Annotated in this window: 24 protein-coding genes and 1 tRNA gene; 19 read left to right on the forward strand and 6 right to left on the reverse strand. The window is 68.2% G+C overall.

The features are described 5' to 3' along the window. Positions 1-136: 136 nt before the first annotated feature. Positions 137-218 (forward strand) — tRNA-Tyr (locus tag C566_RS0106730). A gap of 103 nt (positions 219-321) precedes the next feature. Here the strand turns inward: C566_RS0106730 and C566_RS0106735 are convergent. Next, entirely contained in the window at positions 322-699 is a 378-nt protein-coding gene (locus C566_RS0106735; RefSeq protein WP_155846796.1) for a LysM peptidoglycan-binding domain-containing protein, read from the reverse strand. 320 nt (positions 700-1,019) lie between these two features. Here C566_RS0106735 and C566_RS0106740 point away from each other — a divergent pair, with 320 nt between their 5' ends. The 3 genes from C566_RS0106740 (at position 1,020) to C566_RS0106750 (ending at position 3,100) form a co-directional block, all read left to right on the forward strand. Continuing rightward, entirely contained in the window at positions 1,020-1,613 is a 594-nt protein-coding gene (locus C566_RS0106740; protein WP_018773572.1) for a DinB family protein, read from the forward strand. 165 nt (positions 1,614-1,778) lie between these two features. Further along, the gene (locus tag C566_RS22305) at positions 1,779-1,955 is read left to right on the forward strand and encodes a DUF1059 domain-containing protein (RefSeq protein ID WP_079550056.1); all 177 of its coding nucleotides are present in this window, start codon (positions 1,779-1,781) and stop codon (positions 1,953-1,955) included. After that, positions 1,952-3,100: an EAL domain-containing protein gene (locus tag C566_RS0106750; protein WP_018773574.1), complete on the forward strand. Its 1,149-nt coding sequence runs from the start codon at positions 1,952-1,954 to the stop codon at positions 3,098-3,100. Before C566_RS22305 ends, C566_RS0106750 begins: the two co-directional genes overlap by 4 nt. Here the strand turns inward: C566_RS0106750 and C566_RS21015 are convergent. After that, positions 3,097-3,570 carry a DUF1810 domain-containing protein gene (locus tag C566_RS21015; protein ID WP_043466369.1) on the reverse strand — a complete coding sequence of 158 codons (474 nt, stop codon included), beginning with the start codon at positions 3,568-3,570 and terminating at the stop codon, positions 3,097-3,099. The two genes, C566_RS0106750 and C566_RS21015, sit on opposite strands and share 4 nt — an antisense overlap. Positions 3,571-3,686: 116 nt before the next feature. On the opposite strand from C566_RS21015, the gene C566_RS0106760 reads away from it, so the two are divergent. The 5 genes from C566_RS0106760 to C566_RS0106780 all read left to right on the forward strand — a co-directional run bounded on the left by C566_RS0106760 (position 3,687) and on the right by C566_RS0106780 (position 8,129). Next, entirely contained in the window at positions 3,687-4,619 is a 933-nt protein-coding gene (locus C566_RS0106760; protein ID WP_026266459.1) for an ABC transporter ATP-binding protein, read from the forward strand. Next, on the forward strand, positions 4,612-6,204 hold the full coding sequence (locus C566_RS0106765) for an ABC transporter permease (protein WP_018773577.1): 1,593 nt from the start codon (positions 4,612-4,614) through the stop codon (positions 6,202-6,204). Before C566_RS0106760 ends, C566_RS0106765 begins: the two co-directional genes overlap by 8 nt. 117 nt (positions 6,205-6,321) lie before the next feature. Continuing rightward, the gene (locus C566_RS0106770) at positions 6,322-7,050 is read left to right on the forward strand and encodes an MgtC/SapB family protein (protein ID WP_018773578.1); all 729 of its coding nucleotides are present in this window, start codon (positions 6,322-6,324) and stop codon (positions 7,048-7,050) included. Between the two features lie 87 nt (positions 7,051-7,137). Continuing rightward, positions 7,138-7,680, forward strand: coding sequence for a GNAT family N-acetyltransferase (locus tag C566_RS0106775; protein WP_018773579.1), 543 nt, complete (start codon positions 7,138-7,140; stop codon positions 7,678-7,680). A gap of 44 nt (positions 7,681-7,724) precedes the next feature. Then, positions 7,725-8,129, forward strand: coding sequence for a VOC family protein (locus C566_RS0106780; protein ID WP_026266460.1), 405 nt, complete (start codon positions 7,725-7,727; stop codon positions 8,127-8,129). 13 nt (positions 8,130-8,142) lie between these two features. On the opposite strand, the gene C566_RS0106785 is transcribed toward C566_RS0106780, so the two are convergent. Beyond that, positions 8,143-8,577: a DUF7144 family membrane protein gene (locus tag C566_RS0106785; RefSeq protein WP_043422659.1), complete on the reverse strand. Its 435-nt coding sequence runs from the start codon at positions 8,575-8,577 to the stop codon at positions 8,143-8,145. A 182-nt stretch (positions 8,578-8,759) separates the two neighbouring features. Between C566_RS0106785 and C566_RS0106790 the strand changes: the two genes are divergently transcribed. From C566_RS0106790 to trxA, 3 genes are all read left to right on the forward strand, one after another. Next, positions 8,760-9,488 carry a Type 1 glutamine amidotransferase-like domain-containing protein gene (locus C566_RS0106790; protein ID WP_018773582.1) on the forward strand — a complete coding sequence of 243 codons (729 nt, stop codon included), beginning with the start codon at positions 8,760-8,762 and terminating at the stop codon, positions 9,486-9,488. Between the two features lie 52 nt (positions 9,489-9,540). After that, a complete protein-coding gene (locus C566_RS0106795; protein ID WP_018773583.1) occupies positions 9,541-10,086 on the forward strand; it encodes an acyl-CoA thioesterase in 546 nt (181 codons plus the stop codon). A gap of 78 nt (positions 10,087-10,164) precedes the next feature. Further along, positions 10,165-10,578, forward strand: coding sequence for a thioredoxin (gene trxA, locus C566_RS0106800; RefSeq protein WP_018773584.1), 414 nt, complete (start codon positions 10,165-10,167; stop codon positions 10,576-10,578). Between the two features lie 110 nt (positions 10,579-10,688). Here the strand turns inward: trxA and C566_RS0106805 are convergent, their stop codons facing one another. Further along, positions 10,689-10,967, reverse strand: a complete 279-nt coding sequence (locus C566_RS0106805; protein WP_018773585.1) for a putative quinol monooxygenase — start codon at positions 10,965-10,967, stop codon at positions 10,689-10,691. A 111-nt stretch (positions 10,968-11,078) separates the two neighbouring features. Between C566_RS0106805 and C566_RS0106810 the strand changes: the two genes are divergently transcribed. Next, positions 11,079-12,767, forward strand: a complete 1,689-nt coding sequence (locus tag C566_RS0106810) for an AMP-binding protein (RefSeq protein WP_018773586.1) — start codon at positions 11,079-11,081, stop codon at positions 12,765-12,767. A 132-nt stretch (positions 12,768-12,899) separates the two neighbouring features. Continuing rightward, positions 12,900-13,820, forward strand: a complete 921-nt coding sequence (locus C566_RS0106815) for a hypothetical protein (RefSeq protein ID WP_026266461.1) — start codon at positions 12,900-12,902, stop codon at positions 13,818-13,820. A gap of 68 nt (positions 13,821-13,888) precedes the next feature. Here C566_RS0106815 and C566_RS0106820 read toward each other — a convergent pair whose 3' ends face one another. Continuing rightward, the gene (locus tag C566_RS0106820; protein WP_018773588.1) at positions 13,889-14,869 is read right to left on the reverse strand and encodes a DNA-3-methyladenine glycosylase family protein; all 981 of its coding nucleotides are present in this window, start codon (positions 14,867-14,869) and stop codon (positions 13,889-13,891) included. A 164-nt stretch (positions 14,870-15,033) separates the two neighbouring features. On the opposite strand from C566_RS0106820, the gene C566_RS0106825 reads away from it, so the two are divergent. Next, positions 15,034-15,462 carry a VOC family protein gene (locus C566_RS0106825; protein ID WP_018773589.1) on the forward strand — a complete coding sequence of 143 codons (429 nt, stop codon included), beginning with the start codon at positions 15,034-15,036 and terminating at the stop codon, positions 15,460-15,462. 39 nt (positions 15,463-15,501) lie between these two features. On the opposite strand, the gene C566_RS0106830 is transcribed toward C566_RS0106825, so the two are convergent. Continuing rightward, positions 15,502-16,695 (reverse strand): SLC13 family permease, encoded by a 1,194-nt coding sequence (locus C566_RS0106830; RefSeq protein WP_018773590.1) that lies wholly within the window; start codon positions 16,693-16,695, stop codon positions 15,502-15,504. 70 nt (positions 16,696-16,765) lie between these two features. On the opposite strand from C566_RS0106830, the gene C566_RS0106835 reads away from it, so the two are divergent. The 4 genes from C566_RS0106835 to C566_RS0106850 all read left to right on the forward strand — a co-directional run bounded on the left by C566_RS0106835 (position 16,766) and on the right by C566_RS0106850 (position 21,352). Further along, the gene (locus C566_RS0106835) at positions 16,766-18,151 is read left to right on the forward strand and encodes a cystathionine beta-synthase (protein WP_018773591.1); all 1,386 of its coding nucleotides are present in this window, start codon (positions 16,766-16,768) and stop codon (positions 18,149-18,151) included. A 17-nt stretch (positions 18,152-18,168) separates the two neighbouring features. Further along, complete coding sequence (locus C566_RS0106840; RefSeq protein ID WP_018773592.1) at positions 18,169-19,377, forward strand: cystathionine gamma-synthase; 1,209 nt, start codon at positions 18,169-18,171, stop codon at positions 19,375-19,377. A 95-nt stretch (positions 19,378-19,472) separates the two neighbouring features. Next, positions 19,473-19,994: a winged helix-turn-helix transcriptional regulator gene (locus C566_RS0106845; RefSeq protein WP_026266463.1), complete on the forward strand. Its 522-nt coding sequence runs from the start codon at positions 19,473-19,475 to the stop codon at positions 19,992-19,994. Then, complete coding sequence (locus C566_RS0106850; RefSeq protein WP_018773594.1) at positions 19,991-21,352, forward strand: MFS transporter; 1,362 nt, start codon at positions 19,991-19,993, stop codon at positions 21,350-21,352. Before C566_RS0106845 ends, C566_RS0106850 begins: the two co-directional genes overlap by 4 nt. Positions 21,353-21,404: the final 52 nt, after the last annotated feature.

Genomic DNA, 21,404 nt, shown 5'->3' on the forward strand with positions numbered 1-21,404 from the left:
TGATCCACTGAAGCGCCGATTCGATTCTTCGGCGGAAGTTCTGTAAAGTTGTCTTGCCCGCGGGTGCTGGAAGCGGAACGGACTGGAAACAGGCGTTCCGGGACTGGAAACCGCGAGTGATCTTCTTTTGAAGTTCGGCAGATTACCCGAGCGGCCAAAGGGGGCTGACTGTAAATCAGCTGGCAACGCCTACGGGGGTTCGAATCCCTCATCTGCCACCCTTGGAAAAGCCTCCGGAACCATTAGGTTCCGGAGGCTTTTTCTTTGTCCCCGGCTCAATGGCCCGGCTCCACGGTGCAAAGGCCTGTCTCAAGGCCCTGCTCAGTCGATCGGTGGATTTGGAATGGCCACCGTCGCACCGGCGGGCGGAATCCATTCGCCGCCCGTCAACAGGTCCAGGTTGGCTATCCGCAGGGCATAAAGCGGAACGCCGTAGCGGCTCGCGATGCCCGCGGGAGTGTCTCCGGCGCTCGCCCGGTACAGGAGCCGTCCCTGTCCGTCCTGCCCGGTCACGCTGCCGCCGGCCCCCAACTGGGGCACGTCCACCCCTCTGAGGTCGATGATCGCTCCGGCGGCAACGGACTCCGCTTCGTTGAAGCTCCTGAGGATCTCCGGAGTCATCCGGAAGTGGGCGGCGATGCCCTCCCAGGTGTCGCCGTCGACGGCCGTGTAGCGCATCGGCTGGAGGAATCCGTTCAATTCGGTCGTCCCCTGCAGGCCTCCGGACGCCGGGGATGTTGCGGGGGCGGACACCGCCGGCCGCCCCGCCGACACTCCGCCCGGGGCATCCGTGCCGGAAGAACAGGCTGCCAACAGAATGGCGAGAGCCGCCGCGAGAACCGCGGCAAGAAGAACTGCGGCGGCCGGCCGGACCCGATGTGCACCGGAATCGAGATTCACCCTGGGTGTCCTGACGCTCGGGGCCTCCCCCCGAGGCCCGTTGCGCCAATTATTCCACACGTTTTATGAAACCTCGCGTACCGGCAGGCAGCGCCCGCACGTTCGGTATAGTGCCGGTCATGGACGACAAAGCGATCTTGCACACCTACCTGCGCACCCGGCGCCAAGACCTCCTCGGGAAGCTCGAAGGCCTCAGCGAGTACGACGTGCGCCGGCCCCTCACACCCACGGGCACCAACCTGCTGGGACTGGTCAAGCACGTGGCCAGCGTCGAACTCGGCTACTTTGGCGAGGTCTTCGGCCGTCCCAGCGAGCTGAAGCTGCCGTGGTTCGCCGACGACGCGGAGCCGGATGCCGACATGTGGGCAGCCCCCGGCGAGACGCGGGAGCAGATCACTGAGCTGCACCGGCTCTCGGCGGCCCACAGCGATGCCACCATCGAGGACCTTCCGCTCGACGCGCCCGGTGTGGTTCCCTGGTGGCCGGACGAGCGCAAGCACGTGACCCTGCAGCAGATCCTCGTGCACATGTGCGTGGAGACCGCCCACCACCTTGGACACGCCGACATCCTGCGCGAACTCATCGACGGCAGCGCAGGCCAGCGTCCGGGGGATCCGAACCTTTCGTCGCGCACCGCCGAGGGGTGGGCCGTGCACCGGGCCCGCATCGAGGCAGCCGCCGTCGCTGCCGAAGCGGGAGCGGCAGGCCGCTAGTAAGGCCGCTAAAACGGGCACGTAGCGGCAGCCAACAGCAGCCGGCGAACACGGCCGCGACGGATTGCCGCCGACGCCGCATCGTTTCTGCAAGCAAAATCTCAGTTTTCGGTGCGGAGCCATCGTAGTGTAGTCCGGTCCGCTGTTGAAGAAGAAGGAGCATTCGTGAAGTCGTTTGCCTGTGGTGATGTGGTTCCCGGTTGTGACGCCCGCTGGGTGTGCAGCACCGACGATGAAATTCTGGTCAATGTGGCCGCCCACGCGGCGTCCGCACATGGGCTGGAGGAGCTGCCGGCCGACGTCGTGCAGTCGATCCACAGAGCCATCGTTCCCGTTAGTTGATTCACGAGGCAGGCGGCCTCCCGCCCGACGCCGGGGCCGCACCGGGCCCGGACTGGGAGGAGCAGCTGGCGGCCGCCTGCCGGGGTGTCGGCCTTTCCGCGGCCTACCAGCCCATTGTTGATACCGCGCGCGGCACAGTGGTGGGCTATGAGGCCCTCGCCCGGTTTCCGGGTTTCGCCGAAAAAAATCCTGAGGTGTGGTTCGCCGCCGCGCACACGCATGGCCTGGCGGCCGAGCTCGAGGCCGCAGCCTTGCGGGCGGCGCTCGCGGCGCGCCCCACCCTGCCGCCGAACTGCTTCCTGACCCTCAACGTCTCACCGGAGCTGCTGCTGACGGAGGAGATCCGTGGCATCTGGCGCGGCCAGGGCAATCTCGGCGGGCTGGTGGTCGAGCTGACGGAGCAGACCCCGATCAACTCCTATCTGGAGCTCGAGCCCGACCTCAACCAGCTGCGCGCCGCCGGCGCGCTGATCGCCGTCGACGACGCCGGTGCCGGCTACGCCGGGCTCCGGCACCTCCTGGCCTTGCGGCCCTCGCTGATCAAGCTCGATCGTGAGCTGATCCAGGATGTTGACCGGGACGAGGCCAAGCGTGCCCTGATCTCCATGCTCGGAACCTTCGCCAGCCGCGTCGATGCCTGGATCCTGGCCGAGGGAGTGGAGCGCGTTGAGGAACTGGACGCCCTCGTTGCCCTCGGCGTGCCCCTGGTTCAGGGGTACTGCCTGGCCCGGCCCGGTCCGGCGTGGGAACAGATCGATCTTGACGTTGCCCACCGTCTGGCGTCCAAACCCCCGGCCACGCAGCGGAGCATCATCCGGGACATCGTGGAACCCGCGACGACGGCCGCCACCACTGCGACGGCGGCGGCCGCGTTTGATGACAACCCCGCCCTGCAGTCAGTGGTGCTGATGGGCGAGCATTTGCGGCCCGTTGCGGTGCTCGACCCCTCCGCGGCGGCCCTGGGCGTGGTGAGCCCGGGAATGCGGGTCAACCTGGACACGCCGCTCAGCGAGGCCCTGGCGCGTTCCATGACGCGGACCCAGGCCAGCCGGTTTGACCCCCTGCTGGTGACCGACAACGCCGGCCGCTTTGCCGGCGTCGCGCGCATGGAACGGATGATTACGGCGCTGGCAGCTCACAGCTAGCCCGTCGGGCCCGGACCGCCGGGTTCTCCTTCCAGCGGCTGGTATTCCAGCAGCTGGTCTGTGGCGGGATCGGGCAGGCCATCGAAGTAGCGGTCCAAGACGTCCCGGAACACGGGTTCGCCGGGCGCGGCGCGCCGGAACAGCGTCATGGACGAGTGCAGCTTCCGGGTGTCGATGCCGCCGAAAATTTGCACCGCGGACCGCCCCTGAAGGTCGGCCACTGCGGCGGCAGCCTCCCGGAGCCGCGGGCCAAGGACGCCGTGCCGGCAATAGGCACGGGCCTCGGCCAGGGAGGAGATGGCGTACTTGCGGGCGGTTTCGCTGCGGCCCAGGCCCGCGAGCTGGGGGAAAACGAACCACATCCAGTGACTCCTCTTCATGCCCGACCGCAACTCCGCCAGGGCGTGCCCGTAGGTTCCGCCGGCATCTTGGGCCGCCACGAACCGTTCAAGATCGTAAGGGTCTTCCATGCCCGCTAGGCTACGTCCCCCGGTGCCGGAGTGACAGCACCGCGACAGGCCGCCCGCGGGCGAAGGGGTCATTCGGCCGGGCCTAATGTGCCGGTCCCGGGCGTATCGTGTCCCCCATGGCGAATGTCTTGGAGATGGTCGGCGTTGTGAAGCGGTTCGGGCCCGTGGTCGCCCTGAACGGGTTGGATTTTTCAGTCGAGGCGGGCGAGGTCCACGGCTTCCTTGGACCGAACGGTTCGGGTAAGTCGACAACGATTCGCCTGCTGCTGGGCATGCTTCGCGCCAGCGCGGGCTCCATCCGGGTGCTGGGCCTGGACCCGTGGCACGACGTCGCGAGCCTCCACCGGCGCCTGGCGTACGTCCCCGGGGATGTGGCGTTGTGGCCCAACCTGACCGGAGGGGAGGTCATCGACCTCCTCGGCCGCCTCCAGGGCGGCCAGGACCTGGCCCGGCGGGCCCAGCTGTTGGACCTCTTCGACCTCGATCCCACGAAGAAGTCCCGGGCCTACTCCAAAGGCAACCGGCAGAAGGTGGCCCTGGTCGCTGCGCTGGCCACCGACGCTGAGCTGTTCCTGCTGGACGAGCCCACCAGCGGCCTGGACCCCCTGATGGAGGAGGCCTTCCGCGGCTGTGTCCGGGAACTGCGGAACCAGGGCCGCACGGTACTGCTCAGCAGCCATATCCTCAGCGAGGCCGAGGCGCTTTCGGACCGCGTGAGCATCATCCGTGAGGGCCGGGTGGTGGAGACCGGGCGGCTTGATGAACTCAGGCACCTGACCCGTACCTCCGTCACTGCCGATCTCGCGGCGGTACCGGCAGGCCTGGATGCCCTGCCAGGCGTCCACGATGTCGTCGTCACGAACCACCGCGTCAGCGCCCAAGTGGAACCGTCCGGCCTGGCCCCGTTCATGCGGGCGCTGACCGATGCGGGACTCGTCGCGCTGACCAGCCAGCCGCCCACCCTGGAGGATCTCTTCCTGCGCCACTACGGCGCGGCGGTGCCCGTGGCCGCGGCAGGGTCGAGCAGCGGGGGCACCGCTGATGCGTGAAACGCTGGCGGGGACCGGAGTCCTGATCAGGCTCGGGCTCCGGCGCGACCGATGGCTGTTGCCGGCGTGGATCGCCGGATTCGCCGCGACAACGTATTCAACCGCGGTGGCCGGCGCCGAGCTCTACCCCGATGTCGGGAGCCGGGTCGAGGCCGCGACGGCCCTGAATGCCACGGCCTCGCTAGTAGCCCTCTTCGGCAGGGTCTACGACCCCTCATCCCTCGGTGCGCTGTCCCTCATCAAGTACACGGCGTTCATGGCTGCCATCCTGGCCGTCCTCATGGTGTTCATCACCGTCCGCCATACCCGCAGCGACGAAGAGTCCGGGCGGCTCGAGCTCCTGGGCGGCGGCCGGCTGGGCCGGGACGCGCCGCTCGCGGCCGCCCTCGCCATCAGCTTCGGAGCCAGCATTGTCCTGGGGCTGGTCACGGCGGTGTCTTTGGCAGCCGGCGGGCTTCCGGCCGCCGGCTCGATCGCGTTCGGACTGGGCTGGGCCGCCACCGGCATGGCGTTCAGCGCCGTGGCCGGGGTCACCGCCCAGCTGACGGCCAGCGCGCGGGCGGCCACGGGAATGAGCCTCGGCGTCGTTGCCGTGACCTATGCGCTGCGGGCGGTGGGGGACCTCGCCGAACCGGGGCCCTCCGCCCTGTCCTGGCTTTCGCCGATCGGCTGGAACCAGCAGATCCGGGCCTTCGCCGGGGACCAGTGGTGGGTGCTCGCCCTGCCACTGGCACTGTGCGCCGCACTCGTGCCCGTGGCGCTGGCCCTCCGCGCCCGCCGGGACCTCGGCTCCGGCCTGCGCCAGGAGCGCCCCGGCCCGGCACGCGGCTCGCTCCGCGGGGTCGGGGACCTCGCCGTGCGGCTCCAGTTCCGGCTGTTGGCGGCCTGGGCGGTCGCCTTCGTGGTGTTCGGCGTGGTGATCGGATCGCTGGCCGGCAACGTCACGGATTTGCTGAGTTCGCCCAACGCTCAGGACCTGATCAGGATGCTGGGCGGAACCCAGGCCATGACGGATGCCTTCATTGCCGCGGAGATCAGCATCATGGGACTGCTGGCCGCTGCCTACGGACTGTCCGCGGCCAGCCGGCTCCGTGACGAGGAGACGGACGGCCACGTCGAGGCGCTGCTGGGCACCGCCACCACCCGGCCGCGGTGGGCCACCAGCCATTTCGCCCTGGCGCTGGCCGGCGTCGCCGTGCTCATGCTGCTGGCCGGAGTGTCCGTCGGGGCCGGCGCAGCCACCGTCCTGGCCGATGCCAATCAACTCGGCCGCGTCACCCTGGCCGCTGCCGCCCAGATCCCCGCTGCCTGGGTCATGACCGCAGTGGTGCTGGCGGTGTTTGGCTGGGCGCCCCGGCTCACGGGGACGGTCTGGGCTCTGCTGCTGCTGTTTGTTGCCCTGGGAGAGTTCGGCGTGCTGTGGAACGCCCCGGAGTGGCTGATGGAGCTCTCCCCATTCCGGCATTCGCCGCTGCTGCCCTTGGATTCCGGCGCAGTCGGCCCGTTGCTGGGACTCACTGTGACGGCCGCTGCGCTCGCTGCGCTGGGATACGCCGGCTGGCGCCGCCGGGATCTGGCCCCGTGAGCGGAACAGACCCACCACTACTCGCCAATAGAGGGCAGCGGTAATATCAGATTCGAGAGTTCCTGGCGCATTCCGGCACTGACCGGACGCCACTCTCGGGCCGGGTCGGAGGGCGGGATGCAGGACGCATACGGGCTATACACCCCGACCACGCTGGTGGAAATCGGGCTTCTGCTGGCGACATTTATCCTCTGCTCCCTGATTGGCACCGAGCGGCAGGTCCGGCAAAAGGTCGCTGGCTACCGCACCCACGTCCTGGTCGGGCTCGGATCGTGCACGTTCACCCTGATCTCCGCCTACGGCTTCGCCGCCGTCCAGACCGGGGGCACCGTGGACCCGTCCCGTATTGCAGCCCAAATCGTCAGCGGCATCGGTTTCCTCGGCGCCGGGGTGATTTTCAAGGGACGGAACGTTGTCCGCGGCCTGACGACGGCCGCCAGCATTTGGGTTTCTGCCGCCGTCGGCATGGCGTGCGGGGCCGGAATGCTGTCCCTGGCTGTTTCGCTGACCGCTTTCCACCTCATCACGTTGTACGTCGTCTCTCCGGTGATCAGGAAGATCCCGACCCCTGACGCGCACCGGGTCCTGCACCTGGGCTATGCCGACAACAAGGGCGTGCTGCGGCAAGTGCTGGAGATCGCCACCAACATGGGGTTCAGCTCCTCAATCCTGAGCATCAATAAGGCGGGCGATGAACAAAAGCCAATCGTCCTCATGGACATCCGCTTCCATGGTCATCTTCCGCTGCGGGAACTCGTCCCCTACCTCCTGGATGTGCCCGGCGTGCAGAGTGTGAACGTTCGCGACACCGACCCGAACGAGGACGACGATGACGCCAGCGCTTGAGAATCCGCCGCCACGCACACCACCGAAACTCCCGTGACTGCCGCACGCTGATTGAAGCCGATCGGGGATGACCGTTAGAGTCTGCGGATGACCGAGAACACCGTCGCTTTGACGGATACCGTGGGCGTGCGGGTGCTGCGCAGGTCCGACGCCGGACCTTTGGCCGACGCCTACCTGCGGAACCGGGAGCACCTGGCGCCCTGGGAACCGCTGCGGTTTGAGGAATTCTTCACCGCCGAGGGACAGGCGGCCAGCATTGAATCCAAGCTCGGGTTGTTCATCGCGGGAACGGACGTGCCCTGGGTCCTCGTGGAAGGTTCCCGCATCATCGGGGTGATCAACCTCAGCGGGATTGTCCGGGGGCCATTCCTCAGCGCCCACCTCGGCTACTGGGTGGACAAGGACATGACGGGGCGGGGAATTGGCTCGGCCGCGGTGGAGTTCGCCCTCCAAACCGCGCGCAACGAACTGGGACTGCACCGGCTGCAGGCCTCTACCCTCCCGCACAACGCCGCGTCCCAGCGGATCCTGAAGCGGGCTGGCTTTGCGGAGATCGGTTTGGCAGCCCAGTACCTGCGGATCGCCGGATCCTGGCAGGACCACGTCCTGTTCCAGCGGATACTGTTCTGATGGCTGATATTCCGGTTACACCTGGTCCGGTTGCACCAGTTCCAATTGCGCCGGCGGACTTTGGTGCCCTGCACCATGTAGAACTCTGGGTGCCGGACCTGCAGCGGGCCAGGGACCAGTGGGGCTGGCTGCTGGCCCGGCTGGGCTACGAGGCCTACCAGGACTGGGCCCACGGGTGCAGCTGGCGCCGCGGGGCGACGTACATCGTCGTCGAGCAGTCCCCGGCACTGACCGGAACCGCGCACGACCGCAAAGCACCGGGCCTGAACCACCTCGCGTTCAGCGCGGGGACCCGGGCAGACGTGGACGCCATAGCGGCGGAGGGCCCGAGCCACGGTTGGGCGGAGTTATTTCCGGACAAGTATCCGCACGCGGGCGGCCCCGATCACTTCGCCGCCTACCTCGTGAATGCGGACGGCTATGAAGTGGAGCTGATCGCGGCCGCCTGATCGCGTCGGTGCCCTACGGGTTGGTTGTCGGCGGTGCCTGTTCAGCCTTGAGTTCCTCGCCGTGGGCGATGATCGCGTAGATGATCAGCACGTCCATGGCGATGACGATGACGGACCACCACGGCTGCGCCGGAATGAGCATCAGTTGAACGACCGCGCTGAAGCCGGCAACGACGACACCGACGACTCGAGCCCACGTTGCACCGGAGAAGAGCCCGACGGCGGTGAGGATCAGGAGCACCCCGAGGGCGACATTCCACCAGCCCCAGCCCTTCGCATCGAAGAGGAACAGGGTTCCCGGGGTCGACAAATAGTAGGTGTCGGGACCGGTGAGAGCGACGAGGCCTTGAAGGCCGCTGAAAACGCCGTTGATGATCAGAATCACTCCGGCGAAACGGACCCAGCCGGTCCAGCCAGTCGAAGCAACAGGATGATGGGCAGTAGTCATAGTGCCGACCGCTTTCCGTTGAATGCTCTGCCGTCGGCCTCATGGTCGGCGCAGTCGTGTCGTGAAACTAGTACCGATTCCGATTATGTTCCTCAGCCTCCGCGGCGGTCAATCGGCACAGGAACTTTGGCGCCGCCGCGGCCGTCGCATTGCGATTGCCCTGGATCCGGGTACGTTGAAGCATGACCATCCTGCTTGTTGGCGGCGGCCCTGACACCGTGACCGTTCCTGCCGTCTTCGACCGGTTCGTCAAGGAACTCCGGCGCCGGGCCCCCGGCAGGATTTCCCGCGTCGCTATGGTTCTCTTTGACCATGAGGGCAGCTCTGAATATTTCCTGCCTGCCTATGTGGAGCCGCTGGAGTCCCGGACAGCCTGCGAGGTCGTCCCGGTCCTCCTCGGCTTCAACCGGGGCGCGGACCCCGCCGCGTTCGACGACGTCGACGGCATCGTCGTCGGGGGCGGGCCGACGCCGGGCTATCTGGAAGGCCTGCTGCCGTCCGCGCACCCCATCCGCAGTCTGGTCTCTGACGGTGTGCCGTATATGGGATTCTCAGCCGGCGCGATGGTGGCGCCAGTACGGGCGATCGTGGGCGGCTACCGAATCCGCGGCACCGAGGTCTGCCCGGCGGATTGGTCGGAGGGTCTGGATGAAGTGGAGATCCGCGACGGGCTGGGCCTGGTGCCCTTCGCCGTCGACGTGCACGCCGCGCAGGCGGGGACCCTCGGCCGGGCCGTTGGGGCGGTGGCAAAAGGTCTCGTGGACCGCGCGGTCGCCGTGGATGAGAACACTGCCCTGGTCCTGCACCAGGCGGACCTGGAGGAGCTGGACGTGATCGGCGCCGGGAACTGCTGGACGATTCGCGGCGCCGGCGCCAAAGCCACCGTCTCGGTTCTGTCAGCGCACAGCTAAGTTCCGAAACCACCCCTTGGCACGCTTGTTACTCGCGGGTAACATATGATTCATGCATCTCCTGTTCCGGACCCTCCTGCTGCTGTTCACGTCCTCACGCCGCCCACCGCTGAGCATCTGGGACAGCTCCTCGCTGCCGCTGCGGGTACTGCCCACGGACATCGACATCGCCATGCACGTCAACAACGGCATGTACTTCTCGCTCATGGACCTCGGGCGCTTCGACCTCATGGCCCGCAGCGGCACCTGGAAAAAGATGCGCCGCCGGGGCTGGACCCCGGTCGCGGCGGGGGAGACCATCGCGTTCCGCCGTTCGCTGCAGCTCTGGCAGCAGTACACGATCGAATCCCGGATTATCGGCCTGGACTCGAAAGCCATCTACTTCGAGCAGCGGATGGTGGTGGACGGCGAGGTCTACGCGCGCGCCTATATCGCCACCCGGCTTCTGAGCAAGGGCAAGCCCGTCAGTCAGGAGGACATCATCCGCGAGTTCGGCGCCCCGCCGGCGGATCTGGAGCTGCCCCAGTGGATCCACGAATGGCGCGAAACCAACGCCCTGCCCGGCGCCAGGCGTCCGGCCCCGCACGCCTGGGCGTGACCCGCGGCCGCCCCCGCCCGGATGTGCCAACAGCGAAATGCCGGGGACAATCCACGGCTGCTCCCGTACCGTTGACTCATGGCTACCGTAGACATCACAGGTGAACAGTTCGCATCGACAGTCGAGGATAACGACATTGTCCTCGTCGATTTCTGGGCCGAATGGTGCGGCCCATGCAAGCAGTTCGGCCCCACATACTCGGCGATCTCCGAGAAGCACCCGGACGTCGTCTTCTCCAAGGTCGACACCGAAGCCGAGCAGCAGCTCGCCGCCGAGGCCGGCATCACGTCGATTCCCACGCTGATGGCCTTCCGCGAAAAGGTCCTGGTGTTCTCGCAGCCTGGCGCCCTGAACGCGCAGCAGCTCGAGCAGGTGGTCGACGCCGTCAAGGCCCTGGACATGGAAGAAGTCCACGCCCACGTGGCCCGGTCCCAGGCCGAGGCCGCCGCAGCCGCGGCCAAGCAGGACGGCACCCAGATCCCGGAAGCCTGAACCTCCACGGCTTAATCCCACGGCTTTAAAGCAACGCGGGGTCACTCCGCGCCCATAAATCCCTTAGGGATGGGCGCGGAGTGACCCCGCGTTGTGGTTGGAAGGGCGGGTTAGAGCTTTTCCAGCTTGACCGGCTCTGCCAGCAGTGCGCTGAGGGATTCGTTCAGGTCCTGGACGGCCGTGCCCTTGGAGTGCTTGTCCAGGTCCGCCTGGCTGGCCCACCGCTCGGTCAGGACGAGCTTGTCCTCGCTGGCCTCGGTGAGCTCGTAGCGGATGCAGCCGGGCTCGTTGACCACCTCGTCAATCGCGATGTCCAGGGCGAGCTTCACGCGGAAGAATTCGCCGTCGTTGGGGATGAAAATGGCCTGAAGGTCAACGGGTGCACTCATGGCAATCACCCTACCGGGCCGCCGCGCAGGCGCAGGAACATGACCCAAGATTTCATAGGACTTCCAAGCTTTGCTCTTCTTTTGCCTCCGCACTGTTGGTAGCGTCACACCATGCTTGCTTACACAGCCGGGGACACTGACGTCCCGCTGCTCGAGGAAACCGTTGGCGCGAACTTCGAACGGATCGCGGCGCGGTTCCCGTACCACGATGCCCTGATCGAGGCGGCCGCGGTGCCCGGCGAAGAGGCCCGGCGGTGGAGCTACACCAAGCTCAACGACGACGTCGACCGCCTGGCGCGTGCGCTCCTCGCCTTGGGCGTGACGAAGGGCGAGCGGATCGGCATCTGGAGCCCCAACTGCGCCGAATGGACCATCCTGCAGTACGCCACCGCGAAGGTCGGGGCGATCCTGGTCAACGTCAACCCCGCCTACCGCAGCCATGAGCTCGAGTTCGTGGTCACGCAGAACGGCATGCGCATGCTGGTCACCGCGCCGTCGGACAGGAACAGCGACTACACCGTGATGGCGCGGCAGGCGCTGGCGGCGTGCCCGGACCTGCGCGAGCTGGTCTTCCTCCCGGACGCCGGCTTGGACGGGCTGACCGCCGGCGAGCCCGGCACGGAGGCGGAGCGCACCTATGCCGAGCTGCTCAAGCGGGCCGACGACGTCGGGCACTCCGAGCTGAAGGCGCGGATGGCGGAACTGGACCCGCATGATCCCATCAATCTGCAGTACACCTCCGGCACCACGGGGTTCCCGAAGGGCGCCACGCTGACGCACCACAACATCCTTAACAACGGCTCTTCGATCGGCGAGCAGCTGGGCTACACGGAACACGACCGCGTGGTGATCCCGGTGCCCTTCTATCACTGCTTCGGCATGGTGATCGGGAACCTCGCGGCGCTCAGCCACGGGGCCGCCACCATCATTCCCGGCCGGTCGTTCTCGCCGGCCGCGGCGCTGGAGGCTGTGCAGGACTTCGGCGGAACCTCGCTGTACGGCGTGCCCACCATGTTCATCGCCGAGCTCGCCCTGCCGGACTTCGCCTCCTACGACCTCTCGACACTGCGCACGGGCGTCATGGCCGGCTCGCTGTGTCCCATCGAGGTGATGAATCGGGTCATCACGGAAATGAACATGAAAGACGTCGCGATTTGCTACGGCATGACGGAGACCTCGCCGGTGTCCACGATGACCCGGAGCGTGGACACCATGGCCCAGCGCACCGAGACCGTGGGCCGGACCATGCCGAACCTGGAGAGCCGGGTCGTGGATCCGGTCACGGGCGAGGTGCTGGAGCGCGGCGGGATCGGCGAACTCTGCACGCGCGGCTACGCCGTGATGCGCGGGTACTGGAACCAGCCGGACAAGACAGCCGAGGCGATCGATGCCGACGCCTGGATGCACACCGGGGACCTCGCCCGGATGGACGCGGACGGGTACATCGTGATCGAAGGCCGGATCAAGGACATGGTGATCCGCGGCGGCGAGAACGTCTATCCGCGCGAAATCGAGGAATTCCTCTACACCCACCCGGACATCCAGGACGTGCAGGTGATCGGTGTCCCGGACGCGAAGTACGGCGAGGAGCTGATGGCCTGCGTCATTTTGAAGCCGGGGGCCGCGCCGATGGACGCCGCCAGCCTCGCCGAGTTCTGCCGCGGCAAGCTGGCGCACTACAAGATCCCGCGCTACGTGGATGTCCGGGAGAGCTTCCCGATGACCGTCTCCGGCAAGATCCGCAAGGTGGACATGCGCCAGGAGGCCGCGGCCCGGCTGGGCCTCCAGGCCGACGCTTAACCACATCGCGGGGTCACTTACGGCCCATCCGGCGGCTCCGGAAGGGCCGTAAGTGACCCCGCGATGCGGCGATTCCTGAGGGCCTGTGGATAACCTCAGCGCCGAGGATGATCTGCGGTCACAATGGTGCGCATGGTCCGCATCGTGCCTCTCCCCGGAAGCCTCGTCCAGACACCGTTCACCGTGTATGAGTCACGCGCGCTGGGCGTCCGGCCCAAACGTCTGCGGGCCCATGATTTGTCCGACGGCGGCCGCCTCATCTATCTGCCCGCCGGCCGGCACCTCGAGATCGCCGAACGCGCCCGGGTCCTCGCCGCCGCCACCCCTGGCGCCTGGGTTTCCCACGAAACCGCGGCAGTGCTGACCAGCCTCGGACTGCCACCGTGGATGGGCGAATGCCCGACCATCCACCTCAGCAAGCCCCATGAACTGCCCAGGGTCCGCCGGGCCGGGGTCACAGGCCACCGCGTGCGGTGCATCCCCGGCGAGCTGACCGAGGTCGACGGCATCCCGGTCACCGCACCACCCCGGACCTGGCTGGATCTGGCGGCGGAACTGCCGCTCAACTACCTCATTGCCTTGGGCGACCAGCTCATCCGGCAGCCCCGGCCCAGCCTCGAACTGAGGTCGGAACCTTACGCCTACAAGGACGGCCTGCGGCTGCTGATCCGCCAGCATCCCAACATGAAGGGCGTCGAGAAGGCCCGGCTGGCCCTGGCGGAGATGCGGGTGGGAGCAGACTCCTTCCCGGAGACCTTCCTGCGGCTGGCGCTGCTGGATGCGCGGCTGCCGGAACCGGAGCTGCAACTGAGGCTTGATCCGGATGACCGGCGCTCGCCGGCTGCTGACTTGGGGTACCGGAGATTCCGGCTCGCCGTCCAGTACGACGGCGCTCCTCACCTCACCCGCGAACAGCAGTCGAAGGATAACCGTCGCGACGAGGCCTTCCGCAGCGCGGGTTGGGCGTACTTCAAAGCCAACGCCGATGACCTCGCAGAGGGTTTCGAGTCCATGATCGCCAGGATCAAGCGGTCGCGAATCCGCCCGGTCTGAGACAACGCGGGGTCACTTAGCGCCCATGAAAGCGCGGCGGATAGGCCGTAAGTGACCCCGCGCTGCTTTCAGTGGCCGCGGTGGTCCTGGATGGTCATGCGCGGGCCGAAGGTCGGTTTCCGGAAGCCGCTCAGCCCGAGCATCCTGACCACCCGCTGCCGGTGCCCCGCCCAGGGGGCCAGCAGCCTGAGCATGCCGGCGTCGTCCGTCCTGCGGCCGGTCAGGGCGGCGCCCACGTAGGCCGCAAGGTGGTAGTCGCCCACCGAAATGGAGTCCGGGCAGCCGTGCGTGCGCTGCACCACCTCCGCCGCCGTCCACACCCCGATTCCGGGCAGGGTCTGCAGCTTGGCCGCCGCCTCCGCGGCGGGAAGTGCGGCGAGCCGTTCCAGCGCGACGGCGGAACGCAGCGCCCGCATGACGGTGCCCGAACGCTGCGGGCCCACGCCGGCCTTGTGCCATTCCCAGGACGGGATGTGCAGCCACTGCGCTGCCGTCGGCTGGACCAGGAGATTGGCGGGCGCGACGGTGCCGGCACCCGGAGCCGCCGTCCCGAAGCGGTACATCAGGTAGCGGTACCCGCGGCGGGCCTCGATAACGGTGACCTTCTGCTCGAGGATGGTCGGCACCAGTGAGTCGATCATCCGCCCGGTTGCAGGCAGCCGGATCGCGAGGTTCCGGCGGCGGGCTTCGACCACCATGCGCGGGAGGGTGGCGTGGAATGCGGGCTCGTCGAAGCCGGACCAGTCGTCCTGGTTCCCGAGCATGCGCGGGACGGAATCGACGGCGTCCCCCGCTCCGGGACCCCAGGCCTGCGCGTCCACGGCAGGGTCCGCCCGCGTCCCGGCCGTTGCCAGGCGCACGGTGGCCGGACCGTGCGGCGTCGTGAACGCGAACCAGATCCCGTCCGGGGCGGTGCGGATGGACGGGTCGCCGTGGCCGCGCAGCAGCGGGCCGATGGTTTGCCTCAAGTCGAACGGGCCGCCCGGGTGCCACCGCAACGAGGCGTCCGCCGCGGCGGCAATGCCTGCGGGGGCGTCTGCAAGGCTCATTCGAATATGTTCCCACGGCCCGCTGACAGGGGAGGCATCCGCGGCACGGACGCCCGGGCCGTAGGGCCCTTAACCTCCGGCGCTGCCGGGGCTAAAATCCGGCTGTGGCGTGGTGTGTCCGCGCCCGCCTCTTGGCCCCGAATCCTTGTTCTTAGGAGAGTGTGATGGCTGGTGGAGTGGTACATTTCGAAATCCCTGCAGACGACGAGGGCCGCGCACGGGACTTCTACAGTTCGGCGTTCGGCTGGGAGCTAAGCCAGGTGCCGGAGATGAGCTACGCCATGATCAAGACGACGCCGACGGATGCCAACGGCATGCCCTCCGTACCGGGCTCCATCAACGGCGGCATGTTCCGCCGCGAAGGCGACCTCACATCCCCCGTGGTCACGGTGGACGTCGATGACATTGACGCGGCGTTGGAGAAGATCAAGTCCCTGGGCGGCAGCACCGTCTTGCCGCGGGAGGCGATCGGCACCATGGGCTGGGCCGCCTACTTCCGGGACACCGAAGGCAATGTGGTCGGTCTCTGGCAGAGCGCCCCGCGTGAGGGCGGCGCCGGAGTAGCGAACGCCGGGAACGACATCGGCGCCTGACGCGGCGGCGCACGGCAGCCGGGCCTCAGTACGTCCACCTCACTGCATCCCGGTGGTGAGCCACAGCGCCACGACCGCCAAGGGGACGGTGAGGACGACGGCGGCCACACCGGCCAGGGCGAAGCCTCCCCAGCGGATCTCGACGTTCAGGGAGCGGAGCCGTTCGTGCCACAGCAGCGTGGCCAGGGACGCCCACGGGGTCACCAGCGGGCCCAGGTTCACGCCGATCAGCAGGGCCGCCAGCCGGGCCGGGGAGCCGCCCACGGGTTCCAGAGCCAGATAGGCGGGGAGGTTGTTGACCGCATTGGCTGCCCCGGCGCCCAGGCCGGCGAGCTGCAGGAGCGCCGGCAGGCTCTCGCCCGTGCCGGCGATCCCGGTCAGGAACTGGGTGAGCCCGTTGGCGTGCAGGGTCTCCACCACCATGAACAGTCCGGACGTGAGCATCAGCGGGCGCCACGGAATCATGGACCAGCGCAGGGCGGAGCGCCGCCGCCAGAGGAAAAGCAGGAGCAGGGCCGCAGCCGCCGCGAGCGCCGGGATCTGCACCGGCACCCCGGACACAAGCGCCGGCAGCAGGACCACCATGACCCCCGATGCCGCGTACAGCAGGACCCGGTCCCGGACCTTATGGACCGGCTGGGGGCCGTATTTGCCGCGCAGGTCCTTCCGGAATGCCAGCCACAGGAGCACCAGCGGCACGAGGATGCCCACGAGGGCCGGGGCCCACACGAGCGAGGCGAACGCGGCGGGGCTGAGGTTGAGCCGCTCCTGCGCGAGCAGGTTGGTCAGGTTGGAGACCGGCAGCAGCAGCGAGGCCGTGTTCGCCAGCCACACCGTGGTCAGCGCGAACGGGAGCGGCGGAATGCGGGCGTGAATGGCCAGCAGCACGACGACGGGAGTCACCAGCACCGCCGTCGTATCCAGCGACAGGAACACCGTGGAAACGGTGGCGAGGGCGATCGCGAGGAACCACAGCAAGAGGACCCGGCCGCGGCCCAGGGCGGCCAGCCGCTCCGTGGCGACGCGGAAGAGCCCGGCCTCATCCACCAGCTCGGTGACAAGGGACATCGCGACCACGAACGCCAGTATCGGCACGGTGCGTGCTGCCAGCGCCTGGAAGGCGGGGACCGGCAGCAGCCCGGACGCCAGCGCCGCGCACCCGGCCAGCAGCATGCCCGCGGGCAGCGCATAGCTCCTGAACTTCTTCAGCCGGGCGATCCTCTTCACGGCCATATCCTCGCACCTGCCGGGACCGCGGCCGCGCCGACGTGCCCGCCGCGCCGGAGACGGTAACTTTGTACCTATGAAGTACGCCCAGTCCGTCCTGGACCTCATTGGCCATACGCCGCTCGTCAAACTCAACCACGTGACCGATGGCATCGCAGCCACGGTCCTGGTGAAGCTCGAATACCTGAACCCCGGCGGTTCGATCAAGGACCGCATTGCGGTCAAGATGATCGAGGAGGCCGAACGAACGGGCCAGCTCCTGCCCGGCGGCACGATCGTGGAGCCCACCTCGGGCAACACCGGCGTCGGTTTGGCGCTCGTGGCGCAGCAGAAGGGCTACCGCTGCATCTTCGTCGTGCCGGACAAGGTCGGCGAGGACAAGAGGGCGGTGCTCCAGGCCTACGGCGCGGAAGTGGTGGTCACGCCCACCGCCGTCCCGCCGGACAGCCCGCAAAGCTACTATGGCGTCTCCGACCGGCTCGTGACCGAAATCCCGGGGGCCTACAAGCCGGACCAGTTCTCCAACCCCGCCGCCCCGGCCAGCCACTACGAAACCACCGGCCCTGAGATCTGGCACGACACCGACGGCCGCATCACGCACTGTGTGATCGGCGCCGGGACCGGCGGCACGATCACCGGCACCGGCCGGTACCTCAAGGAAGTCTCCGCCGGGCGGACCGGGGCCGAGGGCGGCGTCGTGAAGATCATCGGCGCGGATCCCGCCGGCTCTGTGTACTCCGGCGGCACGGGACGCCCGTACTTTGTCGAGGGCGTCGGGGAGGACATGTGGCCGGCCAACTATGACAAGTCCGTCCCGGACGACGTCATTGCCGTCAGCGACGCTGACTCCTTCGCCATGACGCGCCGGCTGGCGCGCGAGGAAGGCCTGCTGGTGGGCGGTTCCTCGGGCATGGCCGTCGTGGCCGCCATGGAGGTCGCCAAGGACCTGCCGGCCGACGCCGTCGTCGTGGTCATCCTGCCGGACTCCGGCCGCGGCTACCTGGCGAAGATCTTCAACGACCAGTGGATGCGCTCCTACGGCTTCCTGGCCGGCGGGGACGAAGCGTCGGTGGGCGAGATCCTCAAGGCCAAGACCGGTGAACTCCCGGACCTCGTGCACATCCACCCGAACGAGTCCGTCCGCGATGTCATCAACATCATGAACGAGTACGGCGTCTCGCACATCCCCGTCCTGTCGCAGGAACCGCCCGTCGTCATGGGCGAGGTGCTGGGCGCCGTGGACGAGCGCACCCTCACGGCCAAGCTCTTCCGCGGCGAGGCCAAACTCTCGGACAAGATTTCCGAACACATGGAGGCCCGGCTCCCCGTGATCGGCTCGCTCGAATCGATCTCGACCGCCCGCGAACTCCTCTCCGATGCCGACACCCTCATGGTGACGTTTGTCGGCGCTCCGGTGGGGATCCTTACCCGCCACGACCTCCTCGCGTACCTCAGCAACTGACCAGTTCAAGGAGTCCCATGTCTGTGCCTGAAAGCCCGTCCTCGAAAAACCAGGGTTTCAACACCCGCGCCATCCACGCCGGCCAGGCGTTTGAGCCCCGCACCGGGGCGGTGGTGCCCCCCGTGCACTTCTCCTCGACCTATGCCCAGGACGGCATCGGCGGGCTGCGGGCCGGTTACGAATACGGCCGGGGCACCAACCCCACCCGTGACTCGCTGCAGGAGCAGCTGGCGGCCCTGGAAGGCGGGAGCGCCGCGTTCTCCTTTGGCTCCGGCCTGGCCGCCGAGGACTCGATGATCCGCGCCCTCACCCGCCCCGGTGACCACATTGTGCTCGGCAACGACGCCTACGGCGGCACGTACCGGCTCATCAGCCGGGTCCTGGGGGAGTGGGGCATCGGTAACACCCCGGTGGACATGTCCGACCTCGACGCCGTCGCAGCCGCCGTCGCGGCAGGCGGCAGCGCCGACGGCGGCGGCAAGACCCGCCTGGTGTGGGTGGAGACCCCGTCGAACCCGATGATGAAGATCACCGACATCGAGGCGCTCGCGAAGGTGGCGCACGACGCCGGCGCGCTCCTCGTGGTGGACAACACCTTCGCCTCCCCGTACCTGCAGACCCCGCTCGCCCTCGGCGCCGATGTGGTGGTGCATTCCACCACCAAGTACATCGGAGGCCACTCCGACGTCGTCGGCGGCGCGATCGTGGTCAACGACCCGGACCTCGCGGAGAAGATCGGCTTCGTACAGTTCGCCGTCGGCGCCGTGTCCGGGCCGATGGACGCCTTCCTCACCACCCGCGGCCTGAAGACCCTCGGGGTGCGCATGGACCGGCACAGCGACAACGCCCAGGCCGTGGCCGAATGGCTGCTGCAGCGCCCCGAGGTCGAGGCCGTGCTCTACCCGGGCCTGCCCTCCCACCCGGGCCACGAGCTGGCCAGGAAGCAGATGAAGAAGTTCGGCGGCATGATCTCCGTGCAGTTCAAGGGCGGCGAGGCCGCGGCGCGCAAGGTGGCCGAGTCGACCTCCGTGTTCACCTTGGCCGAGTCCCTGGGCGGGATCGAATCGCTGATGAACTACCCGTCCGAAATGACCCACGCCTCGGTCAAGGGCACCGAACTGGCGGTCCCGGTCAACCTGATCCGGCTCTCGTGCGGCATCGAGGACGTGGAGGACCTGATCGCCGACCTCGACGCCGCGATCTCCTCCCTGGCCTCCGGCAGCTAGCTGCACCCGCAGCTGATGCGCAGCTGACCTGGCGCCCGCATCCTTCCGCCGGCCCACCCTAGCTTTCTCTAAGAGAGTCAGCTAGGGTGGGCCGCATGGCACTTCGATCAGACTGGTCCCAGCGGACCTGCAGCATGGCCCGCGGCCTCGACATCCTGGGCGATCCCTGGAGCGTGCTCGTCCTGCGCGAGGTGTTCTTCGGCAACGGCCGCTTCGAGGCCATGAAGGCCCGGCTGGGGGCGGCGGATTCCGTGCTCACCAAGCGGCTCGCCGGGCTCGTCGCCGCCGGGCTGCTCACCCGGCGGCCCTACGACGACGGCGGCCGCACCCGCCAGGAATACGTCCTCACCGCCATGGGCGAAGACGCCCTGCCGGTGCTTAACGCCGTCGTGATCTGGGCCGAAAAGCATCTCCCGGCCCCGTCCGGGCAGGCCCACATGTTCGTCATCCACAGCGGCTGCGGGGAGAGGACCTCCTCGGCTGACACGTGCACGGCCTGCGGGGAACCGCTGACGGCCGCCAACACGAGCTGGCACAGCCTTTCCCGCACCACGGACCCCGTGCCGCTGGCCTCGGCCGGCACCGGGACCCCTGTCCAGAACGGAACCGCCGCATGAGTGCCCCCGAAACCACCCTGACCCCGGCGCCGGTCCGCCGCCGCATCCACCCAGCATGGATCGTTGCCGCCGTGGCTTTCCTCGCGCTCGTCGGCGCGGCAGGGTTCCGGGCAGCCCCGGGTGTGCTGATGGTGCCGCTGCAGAACGAGTTCGGCTGGTCCACCACCGTGCTCTCCGCCGCGGTCAGCATCAACCTGGTGCTTTTCGGGCTCACGGCGCCGTTCGCGGCAGCGCTCATGGAACGCTTCGGCATCCGCGCCGTCACGGCCGTGGCCCTGGTGCTGATCGGCGCCGGCAGCGCGCTGACAGTGCTCGTGACCCAGTCCTGGCAGATCCTGCTGACGTGGGGGCTGCTGATCGGGCTCGGCACCGGGTCCATGGCGCTGGTCTTCGCCGCGACCATCGCCAACACCTGGTTCGCCAAGAGCCGCGGCCTGGTAATCGGCATCCTCACCGCCGGCAGCGCCGCCGGACAGCTTGTGTTCCTGCCCTTTATCGCGGCCCTGGCCCAGGACCCGGGCTGGCGGCAGGCTTCGCTCCTCATCGGTGCCGGCGCGCTGGCCGTGGTGCCGCTGGTGCTGATGTTCCTGAAGAACTCCCCGGCCGAGGTTGGCGTGCTGCCCTACGGGGCGACGCCGCCGGCCGCCGACCCGAACGCCGCCAAGGAGTCCAGCGGGCCCGAACCGACGGGACCGGCCGCCGGGCAGGACGCGCAGGAGCCCCGCCGGAACGCCGCGGTCCGTGCCCTGCAGGTCCTCAAACGGGCCAGCAAAGTGCGTACCTTCTGGGCCCTGGTGGCCGGCTTCGCGATCTGCGGCGCGACGACCAACGGGCTGATCGGCACCCACTTCATCCCCTCCGCCCACGACCACGGCATGCCCGAAACCACCGCGGCGGGCCTGCTCGCCGTCGTCGGCCTCTTCGACATCATCGGCACCATCGCCTCCGGGTGGCTGACGGACCGCTTCAACCCCCGGATCCTGCTTGCCGTGTACTACCAGTTCCGCGGGATCGGGCTGCTGGTCCTGCCGCTGCTGCTCAGCGCCACCGTCCAGCCCAGCATGATTGTGTTCGTGGTCATCTACGGCCTGGACTGGGTCGCCACGGTCCCGCCGACCGCCGCGATCTGCCGCCAGGTGTTCGGTGCCGACGGGAGCGTCGTGTTCGGCTGGGTGTTCGCTGCCCACCAGCTCGGCGCGGCCGCCGCGGCCCTGGCGGCCGGGGCGGTCCGGGACGCCACCGGCCAGTACACGTATGCCTGGTTTGCCGCCGCTGCCATGTGTACCATCGCCGCCGTCATCAGCGCCACCATCCGCAAGGACGCCCGGAAGCCGGAGTCCGTCCCGGTTCCGGCGTAGCTGTTCTGTAGACTGACCCGACAGCGAGGGCGCGTTTGCGCCGCCCTGGACG

It is taken from the genome of Arthrobacter sp. 131MFCol6.1 (assembly GCF_000374925.1).
In the GTDB taxonomy this organism is placed as follows: Bacteria; Actinomycetota; Actinomycetes; order Actinomycetales; family Micrococcaceae; genus Arthrobacter.

Coding starts and splice junctions, on each gene's coding strand:
- C566_RS0106740 (WP_018773572.1), top strand. CDS start 1,020: ATGGACGACAAAGCGATCTTGCACACCTACCTGCGCACCCGGCGCCAA.
- C566_RS21015 (WP_043466369.1), bottom strand. CDS start 3,570: ATGGAAGACCCTTACGATCTTGAACGGTTCGTGGCGGCCCAAGATGCC.
- C566_RS0106760 (WP_026266459.1), top strand. CDS start 3,687: ATGGCGAATGTCTTGGAGATGGTCGGCGTTGTGAAGCGGTTCGGGCCC.
- C566_RS0106765 (WP_018773577.1), top strand. CDS start 4,612: ATGCGTGAAACGCTGGCGGGGACCGGAGTCCTGATCAGGCTCGGGCTC.
- C566_RS0106770 (WP_018773578.1), top strand. CDS start 6,322: ATGCAGGACGCATACGGGCTATACACCCCGACCACGCTGGTGGAAATC.
- C566_RS0106775 (WP_018773579.1), top strand. CDS start 7,138: ATGACCGAGAACACCGTCGCTTTGACGGATACCGTGGGCGTGCGGGTG.
- C566_RS0106785 (WP_043422659.1), bottom strand. CDS start 8,577: ATGACTACTGCCCATCATCCTGTTGCTTCGACTGGCTGGACCGGCTGG.
- C566_RS0106790 (WP_018773582.1), top strand. CDS start 8,760: ATGACCATCCTGCTTGTTGGCGGCGGCCCTGACACCGTGACCGTTCCT.
- C566_RS0106795 (WP_018773583.1), top strand. CDS start 9,541: ATGCATCTCCTGTTCCGGACCCTCCTGCTGCTGTTCACGTCCTCACGC.
- trxA (WP_018773584.1), top strand. CDS start 10,165: ATGGCTACCGTAGACATCACAGGTGAACAGTTCGCATCGACAGTCGAG.
- C566_RS0106805 (WP_018773585.1), bottom strand. CDS start 10,967: ATGAGTGCACCCGTTGACCTTCAGGCCATTTTCATCCCCAACGACGGC.
- C566_RS0106810 (WP_018773586.1), top strand. CDS start 11,079: ATGCTTGCTTACACAGCCGGGGACACTGACGTCCCGCTGCTCGAGGAA.
- C566_RS0106815 (WP_026266461.1), top strand. CDS start 12,900: ATGGTCCGCATCGTGCCTCTCCCCGGAAGCCTCGTCCAGACACCGTTC.
- C566_RS0106820 (WP_018773588.1), bottom strand. CDS start 14,869: ATGAGCCTTGCAGACGCCCCCGCAGGCATTGCCGCCGCGGCGGACGCC.
- C566_RS0106825 (WP_018773589.1), top strand. CDS start 15,034: ATGGCTGGTGGAGTGGTACATTTCGAAATCCCTGCAGACGACGAGGGC.
- C566_RS0106830 (WP_018773590.1), bottom strand. CDS start 16,695: ATGGCCGTGAAGAGGATCGCCCGGCTGAAGAAGTTCAGGAGCTATGCG.
- C566_RS0106835 (WP_018773591.1), top strand. CDS start 16,766: ATGAAGTACGCCCAGTCCGTCCTGGACCTCATTGGCCATACGCCGCTC.
- C566_RS0106840 (WP_018773592.1), top strand. CDS start 18,169: ATGTCTGTGCCTGAAAGCCCGTCCTCGAAAAACCAGGGTTTCAACACC.
- C566_RS0106845 (WP_026266463.1), top strand. CDS start 19,473: ATGGCACTTCGATCAGACTGGTCCCAGCGGACCTGCAGCATGGCCCGC.
- C566_RS0106850 (WP_018773594.1), top strand. CDS start 19,991: ATGAGTGCCCCCGAAACCACCCTGACCCCGGCGCCGGTCCGCCGCCGC.